The 19,062-nt window shown below is 69.5% G+C and carries 17 protein-coding genes; 9 read left to right on the top strand and 8 right to left on the bottom strand.

From position 1 onward, the window contains the following. The first annotated feature begins 7 nt into the window (after window positions 1–7). The 8 genes from upp (at window position 8) to recJ (ending at window position 9,128) form a co-directional block, all read left to right on the top strand. Window positions 8–652, top strand: coding sequence for a uracil phosphoribosyltransferase (upp, locus tag JCR33_RS12640; protein WP_198882442.1), 645 nt, complete (start codon window positions 8–10; stop codon window positions 650–652). 135 nt (window positions 653–787) lie between these two features. Then, on the top strand, window positions 788–1,924 hold the full coding sequence (locus JCR33_RS12635) for a glycosyl hydrolase family 8 (protein ID WP_269751184.1): 1,137 nt from the start codon (window positions 788–790) through the stop codon (window positions 1,922–1,924). A gap of 111 nt (window positions 1,925–2,035) precedes the next feature. After that, window positions 2,036–3,535: a phosphomannomutase/phosphoglucomutase gene (locus tag JCR33_RS12630; protein ID WP_198882440.1), complete on the top strand. Its 1,500-nt coding sequence runs from the start codon at window positions 2,036–2,038 to the stop codon at window positions 3,533–3,535. Window positions 3,536–3,641: 106 nt separating this feature from the next. Then, window positions 3,642–3,860, top strand: coding sequence for a hypothetical protein (locus JCR33_RS12625; RefSeq protein ID WP_198882439.1), 219 nt, complete (start codon window positions 3,642–3,644; stop codon window positions 3,858–3,860). Window positions 3,861–4,110: 250 nt separating this feature from the next. After that, a complete protein-coding gene (locus JCR33_RS12620) occupies window positions 4,111–5,469 on the top strand; it encodes a leucyl aminopeptidase family protein (protein ID WP_408628756.1) in 1,359 nt (452 codons plus the stop codon). Beyond that, window positions 5,466–6,323: a C40 family peptidase gene (locus JCR33_RS12615; RefSeq protein ID WP_198882437.1), complete on the top strand. Its 858-nt coding sequence runs from the start codon at window positions 5,466–5,468 to the stop codon at window positions 6,321–6,323. Before JCR33_RS12620 ends, JCR33_RS12615 begins: the two co-directional genes overlap by 4 nt. 71 nt (window positions 6,324–6,394) lie before the next feature. Continuing rightward, window positions 6,395–7,201 (top strand): enoyl-CoA hydratase/isomerase family protein, encoded by an 807-nt coding sequence (locus JCR33_RS12610; RefSeq protein WP_198882436.1) that lies wholly within the window; start codon window positions 6,395–6,397, stop codon window positions 7,199–7,201. A gap of 115 nt (window positions 7,202–7,316) precedes the next feature. Then, window positions 7,317–9,128, top strand: a complete 1,812-nt coding sequence (gene recJ / locus JCR33_RS12605; protein ID WP_198882435.1) for a single-stranded-DNA-specific exonuclease RecJ — start codon at window positions 7,317–7,319, stop codon at window positions 9,126–9,128. A gap of 13 nt (window positions 9,129–9,141) precedes the next feature. Here the strand turns inward: recJ and JCR33_RS12600 are convergent, their stop codons facing one another. The 5 genes from JCR33_RS12600 to JCR33_RS12580 all read right to left on the bottom strand — a co-directional run bounded on the left by JCR33_RS12600 (window position 9,142) and on the right by JCR33_RS12580 (window position 14,830). Beyond that, window positions 9,142–10,245: an amidase family protein gene (locus tag JCR33_RS12600; protein ID WP_198882434.1), complete on the bottom strand. Its 1,104-nt coding sequence runs from the start codon at window positions 10,243–10,245 to the stop codon at window positions 9,142–9,144. Between the two features lie 96 nt (window positions 10,246–10,341). Next, window positions 10,342–11,331 carry a class II fructose-bisphosphatase gene (glpX, locus tag JCR33_RS12595; RefSeq protein WP_198882433.1) on the bottom strand — a complete coding sequence of 330 codons (990 nt, stop codon included), beginning with the start codon at window positions 11,329–11,331 and terminating at the stop codon, window positions 10,342–10,344. Between the two features lie 395 nt (window positions 11,332–11,726). Then, a complete protein-coding gene (locus JCR33_RS12590; protein WP_332461177.1) occupies window positions 11,727–13,028 on the bottom strand; it encodes a homoserine dehydrogenase in 1,302 nt (433 codons plus the stop codon). A 4-nt stretch (window positions 13,029–13,032) separates the two neighbouring features. Further along, a complete protein-coding gene (locus JCR33_RS12585; protein ID WP_198882431.1) occupies window positions 13,033–14,247 on the bottom strand; it encodes an LL-diaminopimelate aminotransferase in 1,215 nt (404 codons plus the stop codon). Between the two features lie 34 nt (window positions 14,248–14,281). Beyond that, entirely contained in the window at window positions 14,282–14,830 is a 549-nt protein-coding gene (locus tag JCR33_RS12580) for a flagellar biosynthesis protein FlhF (RefSeq protein ID WP_198882430.1), read from the bottom strand. 174 nt (window positions 14,831–15,004) lie between these two features. Between JCR33_RS12580 and JCR33_RS12575 the strand changes: the two genes are divergently transcribed. Further along, entirely contained in the window at window positions 15,005–16,828 is a 1,824-nt protein-coding gene (locus JCR33_RS12575; RefSeq protein ID WP_198882429.1) for a PHA/PHB synthase family protein, read from the top strand. Window positions 16,829–16,853: 25 nt separating this feature from the next. On the opposite strand, the gene JCR33_RS12570 is transcribed toward JCR33_RS12575, so the two are convergent. Genes JCR33_RS12570 through secF form a run of 3 tightly spaced genes read right to left on the bottom strand, consistent with a single transcriptional unit; the run spans window position 16,854 to window position 19,062 of the window. Continuing rightward, complete coding sequence (locus JCR33_RS12570; protein WP_198882428.1) at window positions 16,854–17,708, bottom strand: squalene/phytoene synthase family protein; 855 nt, start codon at window positions 17,706–17,708, stop codon at window positions 16,854–16,856. Then, window positions 17,708–18,097 (bottom strand): Mth938-like domain-containing protein, encoded by a 390-nt coding sequence (locus tag JCR33_RS12565; RefSeq protein ID WP_198882427.1) that lies wholly within the window; start codon window positions 18,095–18,097, stop codon window positions 17,708–17,710. Before JCR33_RS12565 ends, JCR33_RS12570 begins: the two co-directional genes overlap by 1 nt. Next, window positions 18,097–19,062, bottom strand: a complete 966-nt coding sequence (gene secF / locus JCR33_RS12560; RefSeq protein ID WP_198882426.1) for a protein translocase subunit SecF — start codon at window positions 19,060–19,062, stop codon at window positions 18,097–18,099. Before secF ends, JCR33_RS12565 begins: the two co-directional genes overlap by 1 nt.

Here is a 19,062-nt window from a genome sequence, read left to right as displayed (position 1 = left end):
CGCGACCATGTCTTCCCTCGATTTCCCCCAAGTCACCGTCATCGATCACCCGCTGGTGCAGCACAAGCTGACCATCATGCGCGACAAGTCGACCTCCACCGCGGGCTTCCGTCAGCTCCTGCGGGAGATCGCGATGCTTCTCTGCTACGAGGCGACGCGCGATCTGACGCTCGAGATGGTGGAGATCGAGACGCCGCTGATGCCGATGCGCGCGCCGATGCTGTCCGGCAAGAAGCTGGTGTTCGCCCCGATCCTGCGCGCCGGCGAGGGGCTGCTCGACGGCATGCTCGATCTCGTGCCCGCCGCCCGCGTCGCCCACGTGGGCCTCTATCGCGACCCGAAGACGCTGTCGGCGGTGGAGTATTATTTCAAGGCGCCCGACGACATGGGCGACCGCCGCGTGATCGTGCTCGACCCGATGCTCGCCACCGCCAACTCCGCCATCGCCGCCGTCGACCGGCTGAAGGAGGCCGGGTCGACGGACATGCGCTTCGTCTGCCTGCTCGCCGCGCCCGAGGGCATCGACAACTTCCACGGCCACCACCCCGAGGTGCCGATCGTCACCGCCGCCATCGACGAGGCGCTCAACGACCACGGCTACATCGTCCCGGGCCTCGGCGATGCCGGAGATCGGATGTTCGGGACGAAATAAAAGTACATAATTTGGAGTCAAACTCATAATTTTTGGATAGATTTCTTTTCAAAAATTGCGCAATGTCATGTTCGGACATGTCGTGCGCACCTACGCTGCCGCTCGTCGATCCACATCAGACGGGCGGTCAGCGATATGGAGCAAACCCACCGCGCCCTGTCCCGACAAACGGCTCTGACCGTTTGTGGTTGGGCCTTCGCATTTGTACTGATTTGTCTTCTGCCTCCTGCGAGCGTTCACGCTCAGGAGCGACGTGACCCGCAAGCGTTCGGCTTTTTGGGGCAGCCCTTCTCACCAGCGGTAACCCACTGGTATCGTGGGCACTTCTCATCCTTCCGGCAAAAGTTCATGAAGGCGGACGGACGGATCGTCGATCCGGAGAACGGCAACATCACCCACTCAGAGTCGCAAGCCTACGGGCTGCTCCTGTCCCTCTTCGCCGACGAGCCGGTGACGTTCGAGCAAATCTGGAACTTCACCAAGAACCACATGCTGCGCGCCGACAATCTCTTCGCCTGGCGCTACACTCCCGGCCACGGGATCACCGACAACAACAACGCCACCGACGCCGACCTCATCATCTCCTCGACGCTGGCGCTCGCCGGCCGCCGCTGGAACCGCGGCGACTATCTGGAACAGGCGATCCGGACGTCGGAGGCGATCGGCAAGAAGCTGATCCGCCACCACAGGGGTCAGCTCCTGCTGATGCCGGCCGAAAAGGGGTTCGGCACCCGCTCGCAGGCGGACGGCCCGGTGCTCAATCTCTCCTACTACGTTTTCTCCGCGCTCCACATCTCGGAGGCGCTCACGCCGCAATATGACTGGGACAGCGTCTCGCGATCGGGCTTCGATCTCATCAACCGTTCGCTGCGCAACGGCACCCTGACGGACTGGACCTCGGCGGAGGATCCGCGCCACCCGAAGACCGCACGCGACGTGGGACCGCGCGAATTCGGCTACAACGCCATCCGCGTGGGTCTCAATCTCCTCCTCCTCGACGGGCCGGAGCGGGACCAGGCGCTCGAGCTCTTCTATCGCAACAACAGCCCCTATCTCACGCGGCGCTCGCCGAACGGGCACAGCCTCGGGGCGTTGAAGGATCCGGGATATCAGGCGCTGGCGGAGACGATCCGCTGCGATCTCACCGGCCAGCCCGTCGATATGAACCTCTTCAACTATACGCCGACGACCTACTATGCCTCGGCGATTCACCTGATGATGTTTGCCGTCCTCTATCGACGTCATCCGGAGTGTTTGCCGGGCATGAGTTGAGACTGGACGAGCTCTCCCCTCGCCTTTCGCCCGACAATCCCTTTTGCCCCTTTGCCTGCTCCGTCAAACAGGATAGGCAGCCTTTCTGCCTTGCATGACCGGAGCGCGCCCATGTTTCCAAAGCCTCGCCCCCAGCTCACCCCGAACACCTACGAGTATGAATCGCAGCCGATGGTGAAGCCCACCGGCTTTCGCGAGTACGATGCCCGGTGGCTGTTCGGCAAAGAGCTGAACCTGATGGGTGTCCAGGCGCTCGGCATGGGCATCGGCACCCTTCTGGGCGAGATGGGCAAGCCGAAGGAAGTCGTCACCGGCCACGACTTCCGCTCCTATTCCTCCGCCATCAAGACCGCCCTCATTCAGGGCATGATGGCGGCCGGCTGCAAGGTGCACGACATCGGCCTCGCGGTGACGCCGATGGCCTACTTCGCCCAGTTCGCCCTCGACGTTCCGGCCGTGGCGATGGTGACGGCGAGCCACAACGAGAACGGCTGGACCGGCGTGAAGATGGGCGCCGACCGCCCGCGCACCTTCGGGCCCGACGAGATGGGCCGCCTCAAGGAGATCGTGCTCTCCGCCTCGTTCGACCTTGCCGGCGGCGGCTCCTACGTCTTCGTCGACGACTTTCCGCCGGTCTACATGGACGACCTCGTCAAGGGACGCGACATCAAGCGCAAGCTGAAGGTGGTCTGCGCCTGCGGCAACGGCACCGCCGGCGCCTTCGCCCCCAAGGTGCTGGAGCGCCTCGGCGTGGAGGTGATCCCGCTCGACACCGAGCTCGACCACACCTTCCCGCGCTATAACCCCAACCCCGAGGACATGGAGATGCTCCACGCCATCCGCGATGCGGTGCTGGAGCACAAGGCCGACGTCGGCTTCGGCTTCGACGGTGATGGCGACCGCTGCGGCGTGATCGACGAGACCGGTGGCGAGATCTTCGCCGACATCGTCGGCGTGATGCTCGCCCGCGACCTCTCCAAGATCACCAAGGACGCCCAGTTCGTGGTCGACGTGAAGTCCACCGGCCTCTTCATGACCGACCCGGTGCTCATCGCGAATGGCGCCAAGACCGACTACTTCAAGACCGGCCACTCCTACATCAAGCGCCGCGTCAACGAGCTCCAGGCGGTCGCCGGCTTCGAGAAGTCGGGCCACTTCTTCTTCAACGAGCCCATCGGGCGCGGCTACGACGACGGCCTCGTCTCCGCCATCGCCATCCTGGAGATGCTCGACCGCAACCCCGATCGCACCATGAGCGAGCTGCGCGGCGAGCTGCAGAAGACGTGGCAGACCCCGACGATGAGCCCGCACTGCGACGACGAGGTGAAGTACGACGTCATCGGCCGCGTGGTGAAGCGCTTCGAGGACATGGCGAGCGCCGGCGAAGCCGTCGCCGGCCAGCCCATCAAGGAGCTGATCACCGTGAACGGCGTACGCGTCGTCACCGAGGACGGGACGTGGGGCCTCGTGCGCGCCTCCTCCAACAAGCCCGAGCTGGTGGTGGTGGTCGAGAGCCCGACCTCCGAGGAGGCCATGCGGGCGATGTTCAAGGCCGTCGACGGTGTGCTCCGCGAGAACCCGGAAGTCGGCGCTTACAATCAGTCCATCTAAGCAACTCGGTCACCACCCATTAAGCTTATCGAGACAAACGATTTGTCGGACACGGGGGAGAGCACGACGTTAACCCGGCACAAAGGTGAGCCAGTGAGTTTCGCTCGTGATGAAACCGTCGGACGAGGGTCACGAGAACGACATGGGCAAAGGGGCCGACATGCCAACGCGCCGCCGTGGGGCCAAGCCGCCGCGCGCCGAGGCGCTATCCGAGCTGACGATGATCGCGGCCTTCCTCGTGGCCGCGGTGGTCGTCGCGGCGATGGTCGCGGGCGGCCCGGTCCTCGAGATGATCGCCGGCCTCGACATCGCCTGGGCGCGCTAGCGCCCGCTCTCCCCTTCCCGGCTCTCGCCGCCGGGCTCGCCGCGGCCGCCTCCCCCCGGCACGGCGTCTTCTTCCGGCTCGATGGGCCTGCCGCCTCGACGCGGCCCGCGCCCTCGCCGCAAAACGCCCCCTTCGAGACCACCCCCCTTCTTGAGAGCCGCGCCTCGTCGGCATCCGCGGTCCGTCCCGGGTGCCGCGTCGCGTTGCTCCTCGTCTTCCCCATCGCAAACAGTCTGGAGTCGAGGTCGTGATCGTTGGCCGACACGAGGTGGACCGCTCCGCGCCCGTCCACGCCGTTCCGAAGCACGAGGCCGCCCGTTTCATCGGGCGCCTCTCCTCCGAACACGCGACCTTCGCGCGGCTCAACGGCTTCGAGGGCGCGTCCGGCCAGCTCCTCGCCCTGCCCGACGCCGCCGGGCGGATCGCGATGGTCCTCCTCGGCGTCGGCGACGACGACGATCCCTTCGCCACCGCCGCCCTCACCCGCTTCCCCGACGGCGCCTTCGCGCTCGGCGAGGGGTGGAGCGAGCCCACCCTCGGCGCTCTAGGCTTTCTCCTCGGCCTCTACCGCTTCGACAACTACGCGCCCGGCAAGGCGAAGACGCTGCGTCTCGTCGCGCCCGACGGGGTGGACGTGGTCGACGTCAGACGGATCGCCGACGCCGTCTATCTGACGCGCGACCTCATCAACACGCCGGCCAACGATCTCGGACCCGCCGAGCTCGCCGACGCCGCCCAGGCGCTCGCCCGCAAGCACGGCGCCAAGGTCGACATCACCGACGGCGAGGCGCTGGAGAACGGCTTTCCGATGATCGCCGCCGTGGGCGCGGCCTCGGCCCGCCCGCCGCTCCTCATCGACATGACCTGGGGCAACGCCGACGCGCCCAAGCTGACCCTCGTCGGCAAGGGCGTGGTGTTCGACACCGGCGGCCTCAACATCAAGCCCGACCGCGCCATGCTGTTGATGAAGAAGGACATGGGCGGCGCGGCCCAGGCGCTGGGCCTCGCCCAGATGATCATGGATTGCGGCCTGCCGGTGCGCCTGCGCGTCCTCATCGGCGCGGCGGAGAACGCCATCGGCGGCGCCGCCTTCCGTCCCGGCGACGTGCTGCGCTCGCGCAAAGGCCTCTCGGTCGAGATCGGCAACACCGACGCCGAAGGCCGCCTCGTCCTCGCCGACGCTCTCGCCCTCGCCGATCAGGAGAGCCCCGAGCTTCTCATCGACTTCTCCACCCTCACCGGCGCCGCCCGCGTGGCGCTGGGGCCGGACCTTCCGGGCCTCTTCACTCGCGACGACGGCGTGGCCGAGGAAATCGCCCTCGCCGGCGAGGACGTCGCCGACCCGATGTGGCGCCTGCCGCTCTGGCCGCGCTACGAGAAATGGCTGAAGTCCTCGATCGCCGACATCAACCACATCTCGAGCCAGCCCTTCGCCGGCGCCACCACCGCCGCCCTCTTCCTCCACCGCTTCGTGGAGAACGCGGGCGCCTACGTCCATTTCGACCTTTTCGCCTGGAACGCGGAGGAGCGGCCCGGCCGGCCCAAGGGTGGGGAGGCGCAGACCATCCGCGCCCTCTATCAATGGCTCGGCCAGCGCTACGGACGATGACCCTCGACGCCCGCCGCCACGCCTTCCGCCCCGATCTCGCCGACGAGCGACTGCGCGGAGAGGTGGAGGCCAGCCGCTTCACCAGCCCAGCGCAGCGCCGTGTGGTGGCCGCCGTCGCCCCCTGCCGCCGCCGCCCCGGCGCCGACGCGCCCCTCGACACCGAGTTCTTCTTCGGCGAGGTGGTCGACGTGTTCGACGCCACCATGGGCTGGGCCTGGGTCCAGAGCACGGTGGACGGTTATGTCGGCTATGTTGCGACGGACACGCTCGGCGCGCTCGGCCGCCCCACCCATCGCGTCTCGGTGCCGCTTGCCCTCGTCTTCCCCGCCCCTTCCATCAAGGTCCCGCCGATCATGCGCCTGCCGATGGGCTCGCGCGTCGACGTCGCCGAGGAGGTGATGGCGGGCGCCGAGCACTTCCATCGCCTCTCCGACGGCAGCTATGTGCTCGATCAGCACATCACCCCCCTCGCCGCGGCAGGGGGCGACTACGTGGCGATCGCCGAGACCTTCATCGGCGCCCCCTATCTCTGGGGCGGCAAGACGTGGAACGGCATCGACTGCTCGGGCCTGGTACAGCTCGCCATCGAGGTCGCCGGCGGCCTCGCCCCGCGCGACAGCGACATGCAGGCGGCCGAGCTCGGCGAGGCGCTACCGATCTCGCCCGACGCCGACTTCACCCGTGGCGACCTCGTCTTCTGGCGCGGTCACGTCGGCATCATGCTCGACGAGGCGCGGCTCCTCCACGCCAACGGCTTCCACATGGTGACTGCGGTGGAGCCGCTCGTCACCACCATCGAGCGGCTCGCCGGCATCGGGCTCGAGCCCACCGCGCGGCGCCGGCTCGTCGCCTGATTCTCGCCGCTGGCGTTCCAACCTCGACCGCTTCTAAACTCGGCCGTCGCACCTTCTCGAAGAGGCCTTCCGTGTCGCTTGACGAAACCGCCATCGAACCGCCGCACATCGCGACCTATCAGGACGGCGAGGTCGCCACCGTGGTGCTCACCAACCCCACCCGACGCAACGCGATCTCCATGGGGATGTGGCGCGAGCTGGAAGCCTTCGCCCTCGAAGTGACCACCGATCCGGAGATCCGCGCCGTGGTGTTCCGCGGCGCCGGCGACGTGTTCTCGGCGGGCGCCGACATCACCGGCTTCGACGACGACCGCTCCGACCGCGACGGGGCGCGCGTCTACGACGATCAGCTGGAGCTCGCCTGCCGCGCCATCGAGGCGATCCGTCAGCCGACGGTCGCGCGGCTCGAAGGCCCGGTGGTGGGTGCCGGCGCCGCCCTCGCGATCAGCTGCGACCTGCGCGTCGCGGCCGACAACGCCTTCTTCATGGTCCCCGCCGCCCGCCTCGGCCTCGGCTACGACCCGCGCGGCATCGCCCGCCTCACCCGCGTGATGGGCGAGGCGACGGCGCGCTGGATCCTCCTCACCGCCGGGCGCCTGCCGGTCCAGCGGGCCTTCGTCACGGGCGCCGTTCACGAGGTGCTGCCGGCCGAGGATCTCGACCAGGCGGTCGACCGGCTGACGGAACGCCTCGCCGAGAACGCGCCCCTCACTCTCGCCGCCGCGAAGGTCGCGCTGCGGGCCGTCGCCGACGGCACCGAGCCCACGTTGATGGAGGAAGCCTGGCGCCTCGTCGACCTCGCCGACGCGAGCGACGACTACGTCGAAGGCCGCGCCGCCTTCATGGAGAAGCGCCCGCCACACTTCGAAGGGCGCTGAACCGTCCACAGAAGCGGGCGCGGCAGGGGAAAAGAACGGGCACGATTTACCTTTCGGCAACGCATCGGGTGCCGAATCGGCGATGTCTACATCGTCACGTCCCGCGCAAGGTCCGATGTCGCAAAGCCTCTCCACCGCTCCCGCCCCTGACCCCGTTCCGCTCCTCGGCGTCGCGCGCTCGGTGAGCGGCCGGCGCTGGCTGCGGCGGCTCGACGTGGCGGGCGAGCGCACCGCCACCGCCCTCGCCCAGCGCCACACCCTCTCCGACATCGCCGCCCGCGTGCTCGCCGGCCGCGGCGTCACGCTGGAGAACGCGGCCACCGAGCTCGCCCCCAAGATCCGCGACCTCCTGCCCGACCCTTCCCGCCTCACCGACGGCGACGCCGTCGCCACCCGTCTCGCCGATGCCGTGGAGCGGGGCGAGCGCATCGTCCTCTTCGCCGACTACGACGTCGACGGGGCGACGTCCGCCGCCCTCGTCAGCCGGACGCTCGCCGCCCTAGGCGCGGCGTGCCGCATCGTCATCCCCGACCGCATCACCGACGGCTACGGCCCCTCCGTCGCCGCGATGCACGAGATCGCCGACGCCGGCGCCGATCTCGTCGTGTGCCTCGACTGCGGCGCCGGCGCGATCGAGCCCGTCGCCGCCGCCAAGGAGCGCGGCCTCGATCTCCTGGTGATCGACCACCACCCGGTCGACGCGCTCGCGCCGGCGGACGCGATCGTGAACCCCAACCGGCCGGACGACCTCTCCGGGCTCGGCGATCTCGCCGCCGTCGGCGTCGCCTTCGTCGCGATGGTCGGGCTCGTGCGGGAGATGCGCCGCCGCGGGCGCTTCGCGGCCTCGCCCGAGCCCAACCTCCTCGCCCTCCTCGACTGCGTCGCCCTCGGCACCGTCGCCGACGTCGTGCCGCTCACCCCGCTCAACCGTGCCTTCGTCGCCACCGGGCTCACGGCGATGGCGCGGCGAACGAATCCGGGCCTCTCCGCGCTCGCGACCGTGTCGCGGCTCGGCGGGCCGATCGACGCCACCCACCTCGGCTACGTTCTCGGCCCGCGCATCAACGCCGGGGGTCGCATCGGCGATTCGAGGCTCGGCGCCCGCCTCCTCACCTCCGAGGACCCGGCGGAGACCGAGCGGATCGCCGAGCTTCTCGACCGCCTCAATCGGGAGCGGCGAGCGCTCGAGACCGACGCCCTCGCCGAAGCCGAGGCGATGGCCGATCCCGACGCCCCGCTCATCGTCGTGGCGGGCACCTGGCACAAGGGCGTGGTGGGGCTCGTGGCGGCGCGGCTCAAGGAGCGCTACCGGCGGCCCGCCATCGCCATCGCCCTGGAGGCGGACGCGGGCACGGGCTCGGCCCGCTCAATCCGCGGCGTCGACATCGGCGCGGCGATCCGCGAGGCGGCGGCCGACGGGCTCCTCATCAAGGGCGGCGGGCATGCGATGGCGGCCGGTCTCACCGTGGCGCCGGAGCGCATCGCGCGCCTCGTCGACCGGCTGACGGACCGCCTCGCCGGCGAGATCGCCGCCGCTCGCGCCGCCGACAGCCTGAAGATCGACGCCATCGCCTCGCCCGGCGCCATCGACGAGACGCTGGCGCGCGCCCTCTCCGCCCTCGGCCCCTGGGGTGCGGGGCGGCCGAAGCCCGTGCTGGCGCTCGAGGGCGTCACCGTCGACAGCGCCGTTCCCGTCGGAGCGGCCGGGGATAGCCTGCGCCTGCGCCTCGGGGCGCTCGGCGGGGCGAGCGTGGAGGCGATGGCCTTCCGCGCCAACGGCCCCATCGGCGAGCGCCTGCGCCGGCGCGGCACGGCGGTGCACGTCGCCGTCGAGGTCTCGCACGGCTCCTTCCGCGGCGTGCCCCGGGCGGAGGTCTGCGTGGTCGACGTCGCCGACGCCGCAGCCGCCATGAGCCGCGCCGCCTGAGGCCCCTTCGGCGTCAGCCGATCGCGGCGAGGACGGTCGCGAGCAGCCACTCGTCGCGCCCCTGCGCGCCGACGAACTGCAGCGAGATCCCCTCCATCGGCACCACCACTACCGGCAGCCGCGCCACGTTGAACTCCATGGTGAAGCGGATATTGGCGTTGGTGATGGGCATGTCCTCGTCGTGGAGCCGGACCGAGCGCTCGTGCCGGCCGGCGGGCATCATCGGCAGGGTCGGCCGCACCAGGATGTCGTCGGGCGCCATGAAGCGGGAGTAGGCCTCGCGGGCGCGCGCGATCGTCAGGCGGGCGGCGGCGAGCTCCCTCGCGCCCACCTCCATCGACAGCCCCCCGATCGCCTCGTAGGGAAAGAGGTCGGGGTGGCGGACATAGTCGTCCCGATGGACGAGCTGCGCCTCGGCGCACACGATCACCGCGTGGGCGACGGCCAGCGAGCCGCACGGGATCGGGTTGTGAGCGGCCTCTCCCGCCGGCAGGCGATCGACGGCGCGGGCGAAGGCGGCGCCGACCGCAGGCACGGCGAAGGCCGCCGCCTTCTCGTCGTAGCGCCACCGGGCGGGCGAGGGCTCGGCGTCCCGCCAGCCATCGGTGATCGCCGCCGCAGCGGCGGCAAGATGACCCGGATCGTCGCTCATCACGGCCAGCGAATCGAAGGTGGGCGACAGCGGCACCACGCCCTCGAGGTTGGTGCGCGAGCCGGGCTTGAAGGCGAAGAGATCGCAGTAGGCGGCCGGTATGCGGCCGCTGCCACCGGTGTCGGTGCCGAGCCCGACCTCGGCGAGGCCGCCGGCGACGGCCGCCGCGGCGCCACCGCTCGAGCCGCCCACCGCCCGCTCGGGATGGCGCGGGTTCGTGACCGTCGGCGTCATCGTGCCGAACCCCGCCGAGTCGGTGCAGGTGGTGCCGACGATAGCGAACCCCGCCCGACGCAGCGCCGCCACCGCGGGGGCGTCGGCCACGGCACGCGTGTCGCTGCGCGTCGCAAGACCCGCCGTCTGGAGGAGGCCTTCGACGGCGATCATGTCTTTGACCGCGACGCGCGGACCGGGCCCCGGATCGACGGCGAGGTCGACGAACGCCCCGTAGGGATCGAGCTTCATGGGTGGCACATTAGCAGAAAGGGCGCGGCCGATGCTCGGCCGCGCCCCCGTTGCGTCGCGATCGGGAGGAGTGTCCATCCGCCCGTCTCGGCATGATCAGTCGAGAATGAACTTCGAGAAGTCGGTGTGCTTCGCCTTGATGGTGCGCACCGTGCCGGTGGAGGAGCGCATCACGATGGTCTCGGTCGTGATGTGATCGGGGTAGAAGCGCACGCCTTGCAGCATGTTGCCGTCGGTCACGCCGGTGGCGGAGAAGTAGACGTCGCCCTTCGCCATCTCCTCGTGGGAGTAGACGCGGTCGAAATCGATGATGCCCATGCGCTCCGCGCGCGCCTTGTGCTCGTCGGTCTTGAGGATCAGCCGGCCCTGCATCTGGCCGCCGATGCAGCGCAGCGCCGCCGACGCCAGCACCCCTTCCGGCGCGCCGCCGGTGCCCATGTAGATGTCGACGCCCGTCTCGATCGGGTTGGTGGTGTGGATCACCCCGGCGATGTCGCCGTCACCAATGAGGCGCACCGCGGCACCGGTGGAACGCACGGCGGCGATGATATCGGCATGGCGGGGGCGGTCGAGGATGCAGGCGGAGATTTCGTGGACGTCGACGCCCTTCGCCTTGGCGAGACGGCGCACGGCCTCGTCGGCGGGCATGTCGAGGTCGACGATACCGTCGGGGTAGCCCGGGCCGACGGCGATCTTCTCCATGTAGACGTCGGGCGCGTTGAGCAGCGCGCCGCCCGAAGCGAGCGCCAGGGTCGCCAGCGAGTTCGGCATATCCTTGGCGCACAAGGTCGTGCCCTCGAGCGGATCGAGGGCGATGTCGACGCGCTGGCCGCCGGCACCGACGGCTTCGCCGATGTAGAGCATCGGCGCCTCGTCGCGCTCGCCCTCGCCGATCACCACGATGCCTTCGATGGCAAGGCGGTTCAGCTCGCGTCGCATCGCGTCGACCGCGGCCTGATCGGCGGCACGCTCGTCACCCCGGCCGCGCAAACGGGCGGCGGACACCGCGGCGCGCTCGGTCACGCGCATCACCTCAACGGTGAGGACGCGGTCGAGAGCGCCCTTGGGAGTACGATCTTCGGTCATGGGGTGGCTTACACTCCGGCTGGCAGGACGGCTCCTTTCTGACGCGCAAGCCGTTCGCGTGCAAGCAATAACACGCCATCCGCTCACCCAAGACGGTACGGCTGCCTTGCCGAAATGCTGACGTCTTTGGCACCATCCGCTGACACAAAATGATAATATTTGCTCAATTTCCGTTCTTTAGGCGTGCTCTATTGTCGGCGCAACGCACACAACTTGAGCATGGCTCTGATTTGCTTCAACCAGCGAAAAAATCCGGACCCGACCGGTGCGGAATCCTCAGTCCGCGGCCGGCTCGCCGCGCGCGCGGTGATTCGCGCGGCAGAGCCCGCGCACGGCGCGCAGGCGGGCCGGCGGCGACGCGGGACGCGGGACGCGGCCGCGCGTCCCGCGGGTGATCAGAGCGTCTGGGCGATCCGGATCACGTGAGGGGCGCGGACGATCACGCCGTCGTCGGCGATCGCCTTGAGGGCGCGCTTCAGCGCCGCCTCGTCGGTGGTGTAGGTGACGAGCACCACCGTCTGCTCCTGGAGCGGCGGCAGATGGTCCGGCCGATGCGGCGTCTTCTGAACGATCTGCTCCAGCGAGATGCCTTCGGAGGCCATCCGCTGGGCGAGCGCGGCGAAGGCGCCGGCGCGGTCGGCGATCGGCAGGCGCACGTAGAAGGCACCACGGTGGCCGCCCGCTTCGGGCTTCTTGAACGGCATCAGCGCCGAGGTGGGGCGGCCGAGCGGCGTCGGCGCGAGACCGCGGGCGAGGTCGGTGAGGTCGGACACCACGGCGCTCGCCGTCGCGTCGCCGCCGGCACCGGGACCGGACAGGACGAGCTCGCCGAAGGCCGGACCGCGGATGGACACCGCGTTGGTGACGCCGGACGTCTCGGCGAGGGCCGAGCCGAGCGGCACCATCGTCGGATGCACCCGCTGGTCCACGCCGTCCTCCGTCATCGTGGCGATGCCGAGGAGCTTGATGCGGAAGCCGAGCTCCCTCGCCGCCATCAGATCGGCCGGCTCGATGCCGCGGATGCCCTCCACCGACACGCCGTCGGCGCGCAGCTCGGTGGTGAAGGCGATCGAGGAGAGGATGGCGAGCTTGTGGGCGGTGTCGAAGCCGTCGACGTCGAAGGTCGGGTCGGCCTCGGCGTAGCCGAGCCGCTGGGCCTCGGCGAGGCACTCGTCGAAGGTCAGCCCCTCGTTCTCCATCCGCGTCAGGATGTAGTTGCAGGTGCCGTTGAGGATGCCGAGCACGCTCTTGATCGGCACGCCGGCGAGACCGTCCCGCACGGTGCGGATCACCGGGATGCCGCCGGCCACCGCCGCCTCATAGAGGAGCGGAGCGCCGGAGGCCTCGGCAAGCGTCACGAGGTGCATGCCGTGGGCGGCGAGGAGCGCCTTGTTGGCCGTCACCACGGCCTTGCCGGCGGCAAGCGCCGCCTCCACCGACTTGAGCGCCGACCCTTCGGCCCCGCCCATCAGCTCCACGAAGACGTCGATGTCGCTCGTCGCCAGCGCCACCGGATCGTCGAACCAGGTGGCGCCGGAGAGGTCGACGCCGCGATCGCGGTCGCGCGAGCGGGCCGAGACCGCCGCCACCTCGATGTTGCGTCCCGAGCCGCCATGGGTCGGCTCGGCGTGGAGCAGCTTGATGGTCGCGGCACCGACCGTGCCGAGACCTGCGATGCCAATCTTGAGAGAAGTCACTGAATCAGCGGACCGCCGCGTTGAGAGGGACGACATTGGAGGCGGCGTGGTTGTCGAGGAAGCGCTTCAGACCGCGGGCGGCCTGACGGATGCGCTGCTCGTTCTCCACCAGGGCGATGCGCACGTGGCCGTCGCCGTGCTCGCCGAAGCCGATGCCCGGCGCCACGGCGACGTGCGCCTCCTCCAGAAGGCGTTTGGAGAATTCGAGGCTGCCGAGATGCGCCATCGCCGGCGGGATCGGCGCCCAGGCGAACATCGAGGCCGCCGGCGAGGGAATGTCCCAGCCCGCCCGCGAGAAGGCGTCGACCAGCGCGTCGCGCCGCTTGCGGTAGGTCTCGCGGATCTCCACGATCGGCTCGTCACCACCGTTGAGGGCGGCGGCCGCCGCCACCTGGATCGGCGTGAAGGCGCCATAGTCGAGATAGGACTTCACCCGCGCGAGGGCGGCGATCAGGCGCTCGTTGCCGACGGCGAAGCCCATCCGCCAGCCCGGCATCGAGAACGTCTTCGACATGGAGGTGAACTCCACGGCGACGTCCTTCGCCCCCTCCACCTGCAGGATCGAGGGCGGCGGCGCGCAGTCGAAGTAGATCTCCGAATAGGCGAGGTCGGAGAGCACGAAGATCTCGTGCTTCTTCGCGAAGGCGATCACGTCGCGGTAGAAGTCGAGGTCGGCGATGTAGGCGCCGGGGTTCGACGGATAGCACAGCACCATCGCGATCGGCTGCGGCACCGAGTGGACCACCGCCCGCTCCAGCGCGCGGAAGAAGTCCGGCCCGGGCTCGGCCGGCAGCGAGCGGATCGAGCCGCCCGCCATCAGGAAGCCGAAGGCGTGGATCGGGTACGAGGGGTTCGGCGTCAGCACCACGTCGCCCGGCGCGGTGATCGCCTGGGCCATGTTGGCAAAGCCTTCCTTGGAGCCGAGCGTCGCCACCACCTCGGTGTCGGGGTTCAGCTTCACCCCGAAGCGACGGTCGTAGTAGGCGGCCTGGGCGCGGCGCAGACCCGGAATCCCCTTCGACGCCGAGTAGCGGTGGGTCCGCGGCTTCGCCACGGTCTCGACCAGCTTGTCGACGATGACCTGCGGCGTCGGCAGGTCGGGATTGCCCATGCCGAGGTCGATGATGTCGGCCCCCTCGGCACGCGCTGCGGCCTTGAGCCGGTTCACCTCTTCGAAGACGTAGGGTGGCAGGCGGCGGATCTTATGGAAATTCTGCATCGGGCAACACTCCGAACGGGACTTGCCAATACGGTTAGTCGTCCTGCTGTTCAAGCAGGCCGTCGTCGAAAGAAGGCCCGATGTCGGGCGGCTCCATGAAGTCCGGAGCCACCTTGCGCACCGGGTCGGTGGTGTCGAGGTCGGCTTCCTCGGCAAGGGATTCGGGCTTTTCCGAGCCCGTCGGGATCTCGACCTCGGACGGCGGCGGCGCCTCCTCCTGGGGCCGCGCCCCCGCCTCGATCTCGCGCTTGGCGTCGGCGACGTGCTGGCGGCCGCGCGCGGCGAGGGCCGCCGCGTTGCTCGGCCCGGCGAGACCCCGGGTGGCGGCGGCCAACTGGCGGCCGCGCGCCTCGAGATCCGCCTGATCCGCCTCGTTGCGCGCAGCGGGGCGCACCAGGCCGGGCGCCGTCGCCGGGTCGGCGAGGATGTTGGGGAAGCCGTCCGCCCGCACCGGGGCGACCTGCGAGGGAGAGACCGAGGCCATGCGCTCCGGCGTCGGAATGAGGGGCGCGCCGGGATCGGCGCTGCAGGCCACGAGCGCCAGGGTCGCGATGACCGACGTTGCAAGTGATGAGCGCAACAAACTAACGTCTCCCTCAATGTTCGCGGCGTGGCGGGATCGGCGCTCTAGAAACGCACGACAATCGCAACCAATGACTTAACCACTGGACATTCGGCCACCGATCCCTCACGTCCCACGAGTGCGCCACGAAGGAAACTGCTGGCCACACATCGGGACCCTAGGAGGACCAGGAACATGGACGAACGTGGCAGCGTCGACACACCACGCGACCCTGTTCTGAACTATATCATCGACAACCCGGAGGCGTTCGCCAAGAACCTCGCCAAGATGGTGGAGCACGCCAACGAGGCGCTGCAGGCCTACGCCAAGCCGGTGCAACAGGGCGAGATCAAGGCGGATTATTCGGACGAGATCACCGAGTGGATGCGCACCCTCTCGCGCGTCGGCCACTACTGGCTCGCCGACCCCAAGCGCACGTTCGAGGCGCAGGCCCGCCTCGCCAACGACTGGATGAGCCTCTACTCGTTCGCCATGCGGCGTCTCGCGGGTGAGGAGGCCTCCCCCGTGGCCGAACCGGAGCCCGGCGACAAGCGCTTCAGGGACACCGACTGGTCCACCGTCCAGTTCTTCGACTTTCTGAAGCAGGCCTATCTCATCACCACGCGCTGGGCCGAAGGGCTGGTGCAGGAGACCGACGACCTCGACGAGCACACGCGTCAGAAGGCCGCCTTCTACGTGCGCCAGCTCTCGGCCGCCCTCTCCCCCTCCAACTTCGTGTTCACCAACCCCGAGCTCTTGCGCGAGACCGCATCGCGCTCGGGCGAGAACCTCGCCAAGGGCATGAAGATGTTCGCCGAGGACGTCGCCCGCGGGCAGGGAGAATTGCGGCTGCGACAAACCGACCCGAACCAGTTTCGCGTCGGCGAGAACATGGCGCTCACGCCCGGCAAGGTGATCGCCGAGAACGAACTCTGCCAGATCATCCAGTACGACGCGGCGACGGAGACGGTGGCCAAGGAGCCGATCCTCATCGTCCCGCCGTGGATCAACAAGTTCTACATCCTCGACCTCAACCCGGAGAAGTCGATGGTGCGGTGGCTCACCGAGCAGGGCCACACCGTGTTCATGATCTCGTGGGTGAACCCCGACGAGACGCATGCCGACAAGGACTTCACCGAGTACATGCGCGAGGGCATCTTCTTCGGCATCGACACCGCCCTCAAGGCGGCCGACGCCGACACGCTCGACACGGTGGGCTATTGCGTCGGCGGGACGCTGCTCGCGGTCTCGCTCGCCTACATGCGCCGCATGGGCGACGCACGGGTGAACTCGGTCACCTTCCTCACCGCCCAGATCGACTTCCGCCACGCCGGCGACCTGAAGCTCTTCGTCGACAAGGAGCAGCTCGAGGCGCTGGAGCGCAAGATGCGCGCCAAGGGGTATCTCGACGGCGCGGCGATGGCCTCGGCGTTCAACATGCTGCGCGCCAACGACCTCATCTGGCCCTACGTCGTCAACAACTACATCAAGGGCAAGGATCCCTTCCCCTTCGACCTCCTCTACTGGAACTCCGACTCCACGCGGATGCCGGCGGCGAACCACGCCTACTATCTGCGCAATTTCTACCTGGAGAACAACTTCGCCAAGGGCGAGCTGATCTTCGACGGCGTGGCCGTCTCGCCGAAGGACATCACCATCCCGGTGTTCAACGTGGCGACGCGGGAGGACCACATCGCCCCCGCCCTCTCCGTGTTCGAGGGCAACGGGCTGCTCGGCGGCGAGGCGGAGTTCGTGCTGACCGGCTCCGGGCACATCGCCGGCATCGTCAACCCGCCGGCGCGCAAGAAGTACCAGGTGTGGACCGGCGGCGACGCCTCCGGCACGCTGAAGCACTGGATGGAGACGGCCAAGGAGACCCCCGGCTCGTGGTGGCCGATCTGGCACGAGTGGCTGGGTGCCCATCGCAGCGGCGAGCGCGTGCCGGGCCGCAAGCCCGGCGGCGCCGTGTTCAACGCCATCGAGGCCGCACCGGGCCGCTACGTCCGCCAGCGCTACTGACGCGGCCAGTCGGCGTTGTCGGCGCTCAGAGGCGGCGCGCGGCGCGCCAGAGAGCGAGCTGGAGCGCCAGCGCCCCCGGCGGGCGCGGCGCCAGCGGCCGGCGGGCGGCCCGCTCCAGCGATAGCCGCGCGGTGAGGGCCGGCAGGAATGCCGCCCGCACTTCGGCGGCGACACCGCCGAGATGGCGCCGCATCTCCTGCTCGGCCGCGAAACCGTGATCGATCAGTGCGCGCACCGCCGCCGTCTTCGCCGCGTCCGGGAGCGTCGCGCCCCCCTCGGGCAGCACCGCCGACAAGGGAGCGCCGGCCGCGTCCTCGAAGGCGTCGGCCGGGATCATCGAGCGGCCGCGGGTGAGTTCCGGCACCACTGCGAGCGCGGCCTCGGCGGCGACGAGGGCCACCCCGGCATAGCCCGCCGCCACCGCCGCGGTACGCGCCGCGGCAAGGCCCTCCGCCTCGCCGAGCGCCTCCACCCCGAGCGCCATCGCGGCGAGCTGGACGAGCGCCCCACGCGTCTCGCCGGCATAGCCGTCGAACGCGTCGCGGTCGGCAAAGGGGTCGGCGTAGAGGTCGTGGATATAGCCCTCGCTGACCCCGCACAGCGTGTCGATGGGCCAGCGATAACGCGCCGCCGCCTCGCGCAACGCCGTGACCAGCGGCACCGAGGCACCCTCGCCGAAGCCCTCGTTGCGGATCGCGTCGCGCCACCACTGGAGCCGGATCTCCGCCGCCATCGGCTCCACCCCCATGGCGACGACGCGGGCGAGCTCCAGCCGATAGGCGGCGAGCGCGATCAGCGCCCCGCGCGCTTCGGGCGGGGCGAAGAGCGCAGCGAGGTAGGCCGTCCGATCGCCTTGGCGGACGGTCTCGTCGAGGCTCATCAGTCGACGGCGATGAGGCCCGCCGCGACCCGCCTCTCCTCTGCGATCATCACGTTGAAGGTGCGCAGCGCGGCGCCGGTGGTCATGGTGTCGAAGCGCACACCCGCGCCGCGCAGCGCGGCGACGGCGTCGGGCCGCGGCGGAGCGGGCATCGCCCCCACGCCGAGGAGCAGCACATCGATCTCCTCACGCTCGGCGATCACCCGCGCGAGCGCCTCGGCGTCGACCTCGCCCGCATAGGCCGGAGCCCAGCCGTAGATTCCCGACGGCACGCACAGGATCGAGCCCACATGGCTCATCTCGGCGAAGCGGAAGCCGCCGTTGCCATAGGCATCGATCGGCGCCCGGCCTGGATAGTGGGCGTCGCGGATGACGAGGCCGCCGGCCATCAGGCGTTGGCCGGCTGCGGCTCGTCCGCCTCGTCGCCGTCGGCGTCCGAACCCTTGCCGGCGGTGCCGGACGTGCGCCCGGGCCGCATGTTGAGCGTGATCAGCATCGGCGCGGCGATGAAGATCGAGGAGAAGGTGCCGACGACCACGCCCCAGATCATGGCGATGGTGAAGGAGCGGATCACCTCGCCGCCGAACGCGGCCAGCGCGATGAGGGCGAGCACCGTGGTGCCCGACGTCATCAGGGTGCGCGACAGCATCTGGTTGATCGACAGGTCGATCAGCTCCGGCAGTGGCATGCGCTTGTAGCGGCGCAGATTCTCGCGCAACCGGTCGTACACCACCACCGTGTCGTTGAGCGAATAGCCGACGATCGTCAGCACCGCCGCGATGGAGGTGAGGTTGAAGTCGAGCTGGGTCACGGAGAAGAGGCCGAGCGTCAACAACACGTCGTTGGCGGTGGTGACGACGGCGCCCACGGCGAAGTGCCATTCGAAGCGCAGCCAGATGTAGGCCATGATCGCGAGGAGGGCGACCACCACGGCGATGATGCCCGCCTCGGCGAGCTCGCCCGACACGCGCGGCCCGACCACCTCGACGCGGCGGAACTCCGCCTCCTCGTCGTAGAGCTCGCGCAGCATGATCACGACGCGCTGCTGCGCCTCGTCGCCGCCCGGCTGCTCGGCCACGCGCACCATCACGTCGGTCGGCTGGCCGAACTCCACGATCTGCACGTCGCCGAAGTTGAGATCGCCGATCTCGGAGCGCAGCTCGGCGATGTCGACCGGCTTCTCGAAGCGCATCTCCACGACGGTGCCGCCGCGGAAGTCGATGCCGAAGTTCATGCCGACGGTGAAGAACAGCACGATGGAGGCGATCACGGCCACCAGCGCCCCCAGCATCACCGGCTTGCGCCAGCGCATGAAGGGAATCTTCGTGTCGGTGGGAAGGGACAAGAGCTTCAT

It is taken from the genome of Acuticoccus mangrovi (assembly GCF_016411865.1).
Classification (GTDB): domain Bacteria; phylum Pseudomonadota; class Alphaproteobacteria; order Rhizobiales; family Amorphaceae; genus Acuticoccus; species Acuticoccus mangrovi.
The sequence above is the reverse complement of the archived record's forward strand: the minus strand, read 5'-3'. Positions and strand labels throughout refer to the sequence as shown.

Coding starts and splice junctions, on each gene's coding strand:
- upp (WP_198882442.1), top strand. CDS start 8: ATGTCTTCCCTCGATTTCCCCCAAGTCACCGTCATCGATCACCCGCTG.
- JCR33_RS12635 (WP_269751184.1), top strand. CDS start 788: ATGGAGCAAACCCACCGCGCCCTGTCCCGACAAACGGCTCTGACCGTT.
- JCR33_RS12630 (WP_198882440.1), top strand. CDS start 2,036: ATGTTTCCAAAGCCTCGCCCCCAGCTCACCCCGAACACCTACGAGTAT.
- JCR33_RS12615 (WP_198882437.1), top strand. CDS start 5,466: ATGACCCTCGACGCCCGCCGCCACGCCTTCCGCCCCGATCTCGCCGAC.
- recJ (WP_198882435.1), top strand. CDS start 7,317: ATGTCGCAAAGCCTCTCCACCGCTCCCGCCCCTGACCCCGTTCCGCTC.
- JCR33_RS12600 (WP_198882434.1), bottom strand. CDS start 10,245: ATGAAGCTCGATCCCTACGGGGCGTTCGTCGACCTCGCCGTCGATCCG.
- glpX (WP_198882433.1), bottom strand. CDS start 11,331: ATGACCGAAGATCGTACTCCCAAGGGCGCTCTCGACCGCGTCCTCACC.
- JCR33_RS12585 (WP_198882431.1), bottom strand. CDS start 14,247: ATGCAGAATTTCCATAAGATCCGCCGCCTGCCACCCTACGTCTTCGAA.
- JCR33_RS12575 (WP_198882429.1), top strand. CDS start 15,005: ATGGACGAACGTGGCAGCGTCGACACACCACGCGACCCTGTTCTGAAC.
- JCR33_RS12570 (WP_198882428.1), bottom strand. CDS start 17,708: ATGAGCCTCGACGAGACCGTCCGCCAAGGCGATCGGACGGCCTACCTC.
- JCR33_RS12565 (WP_198882427.1), bottom strand. CDS start 18,097: ATGGCCGGCGGCCTCGTCATCCGCGACGCCCACTATCCAGGCCGGGCG.
- secF (WP_198882426.1), bottom strand. CDS start 19,062: ATGAAGCTCTTGTCCCTTCCCACCGACACGAAGATTCCCTTCATGCGC.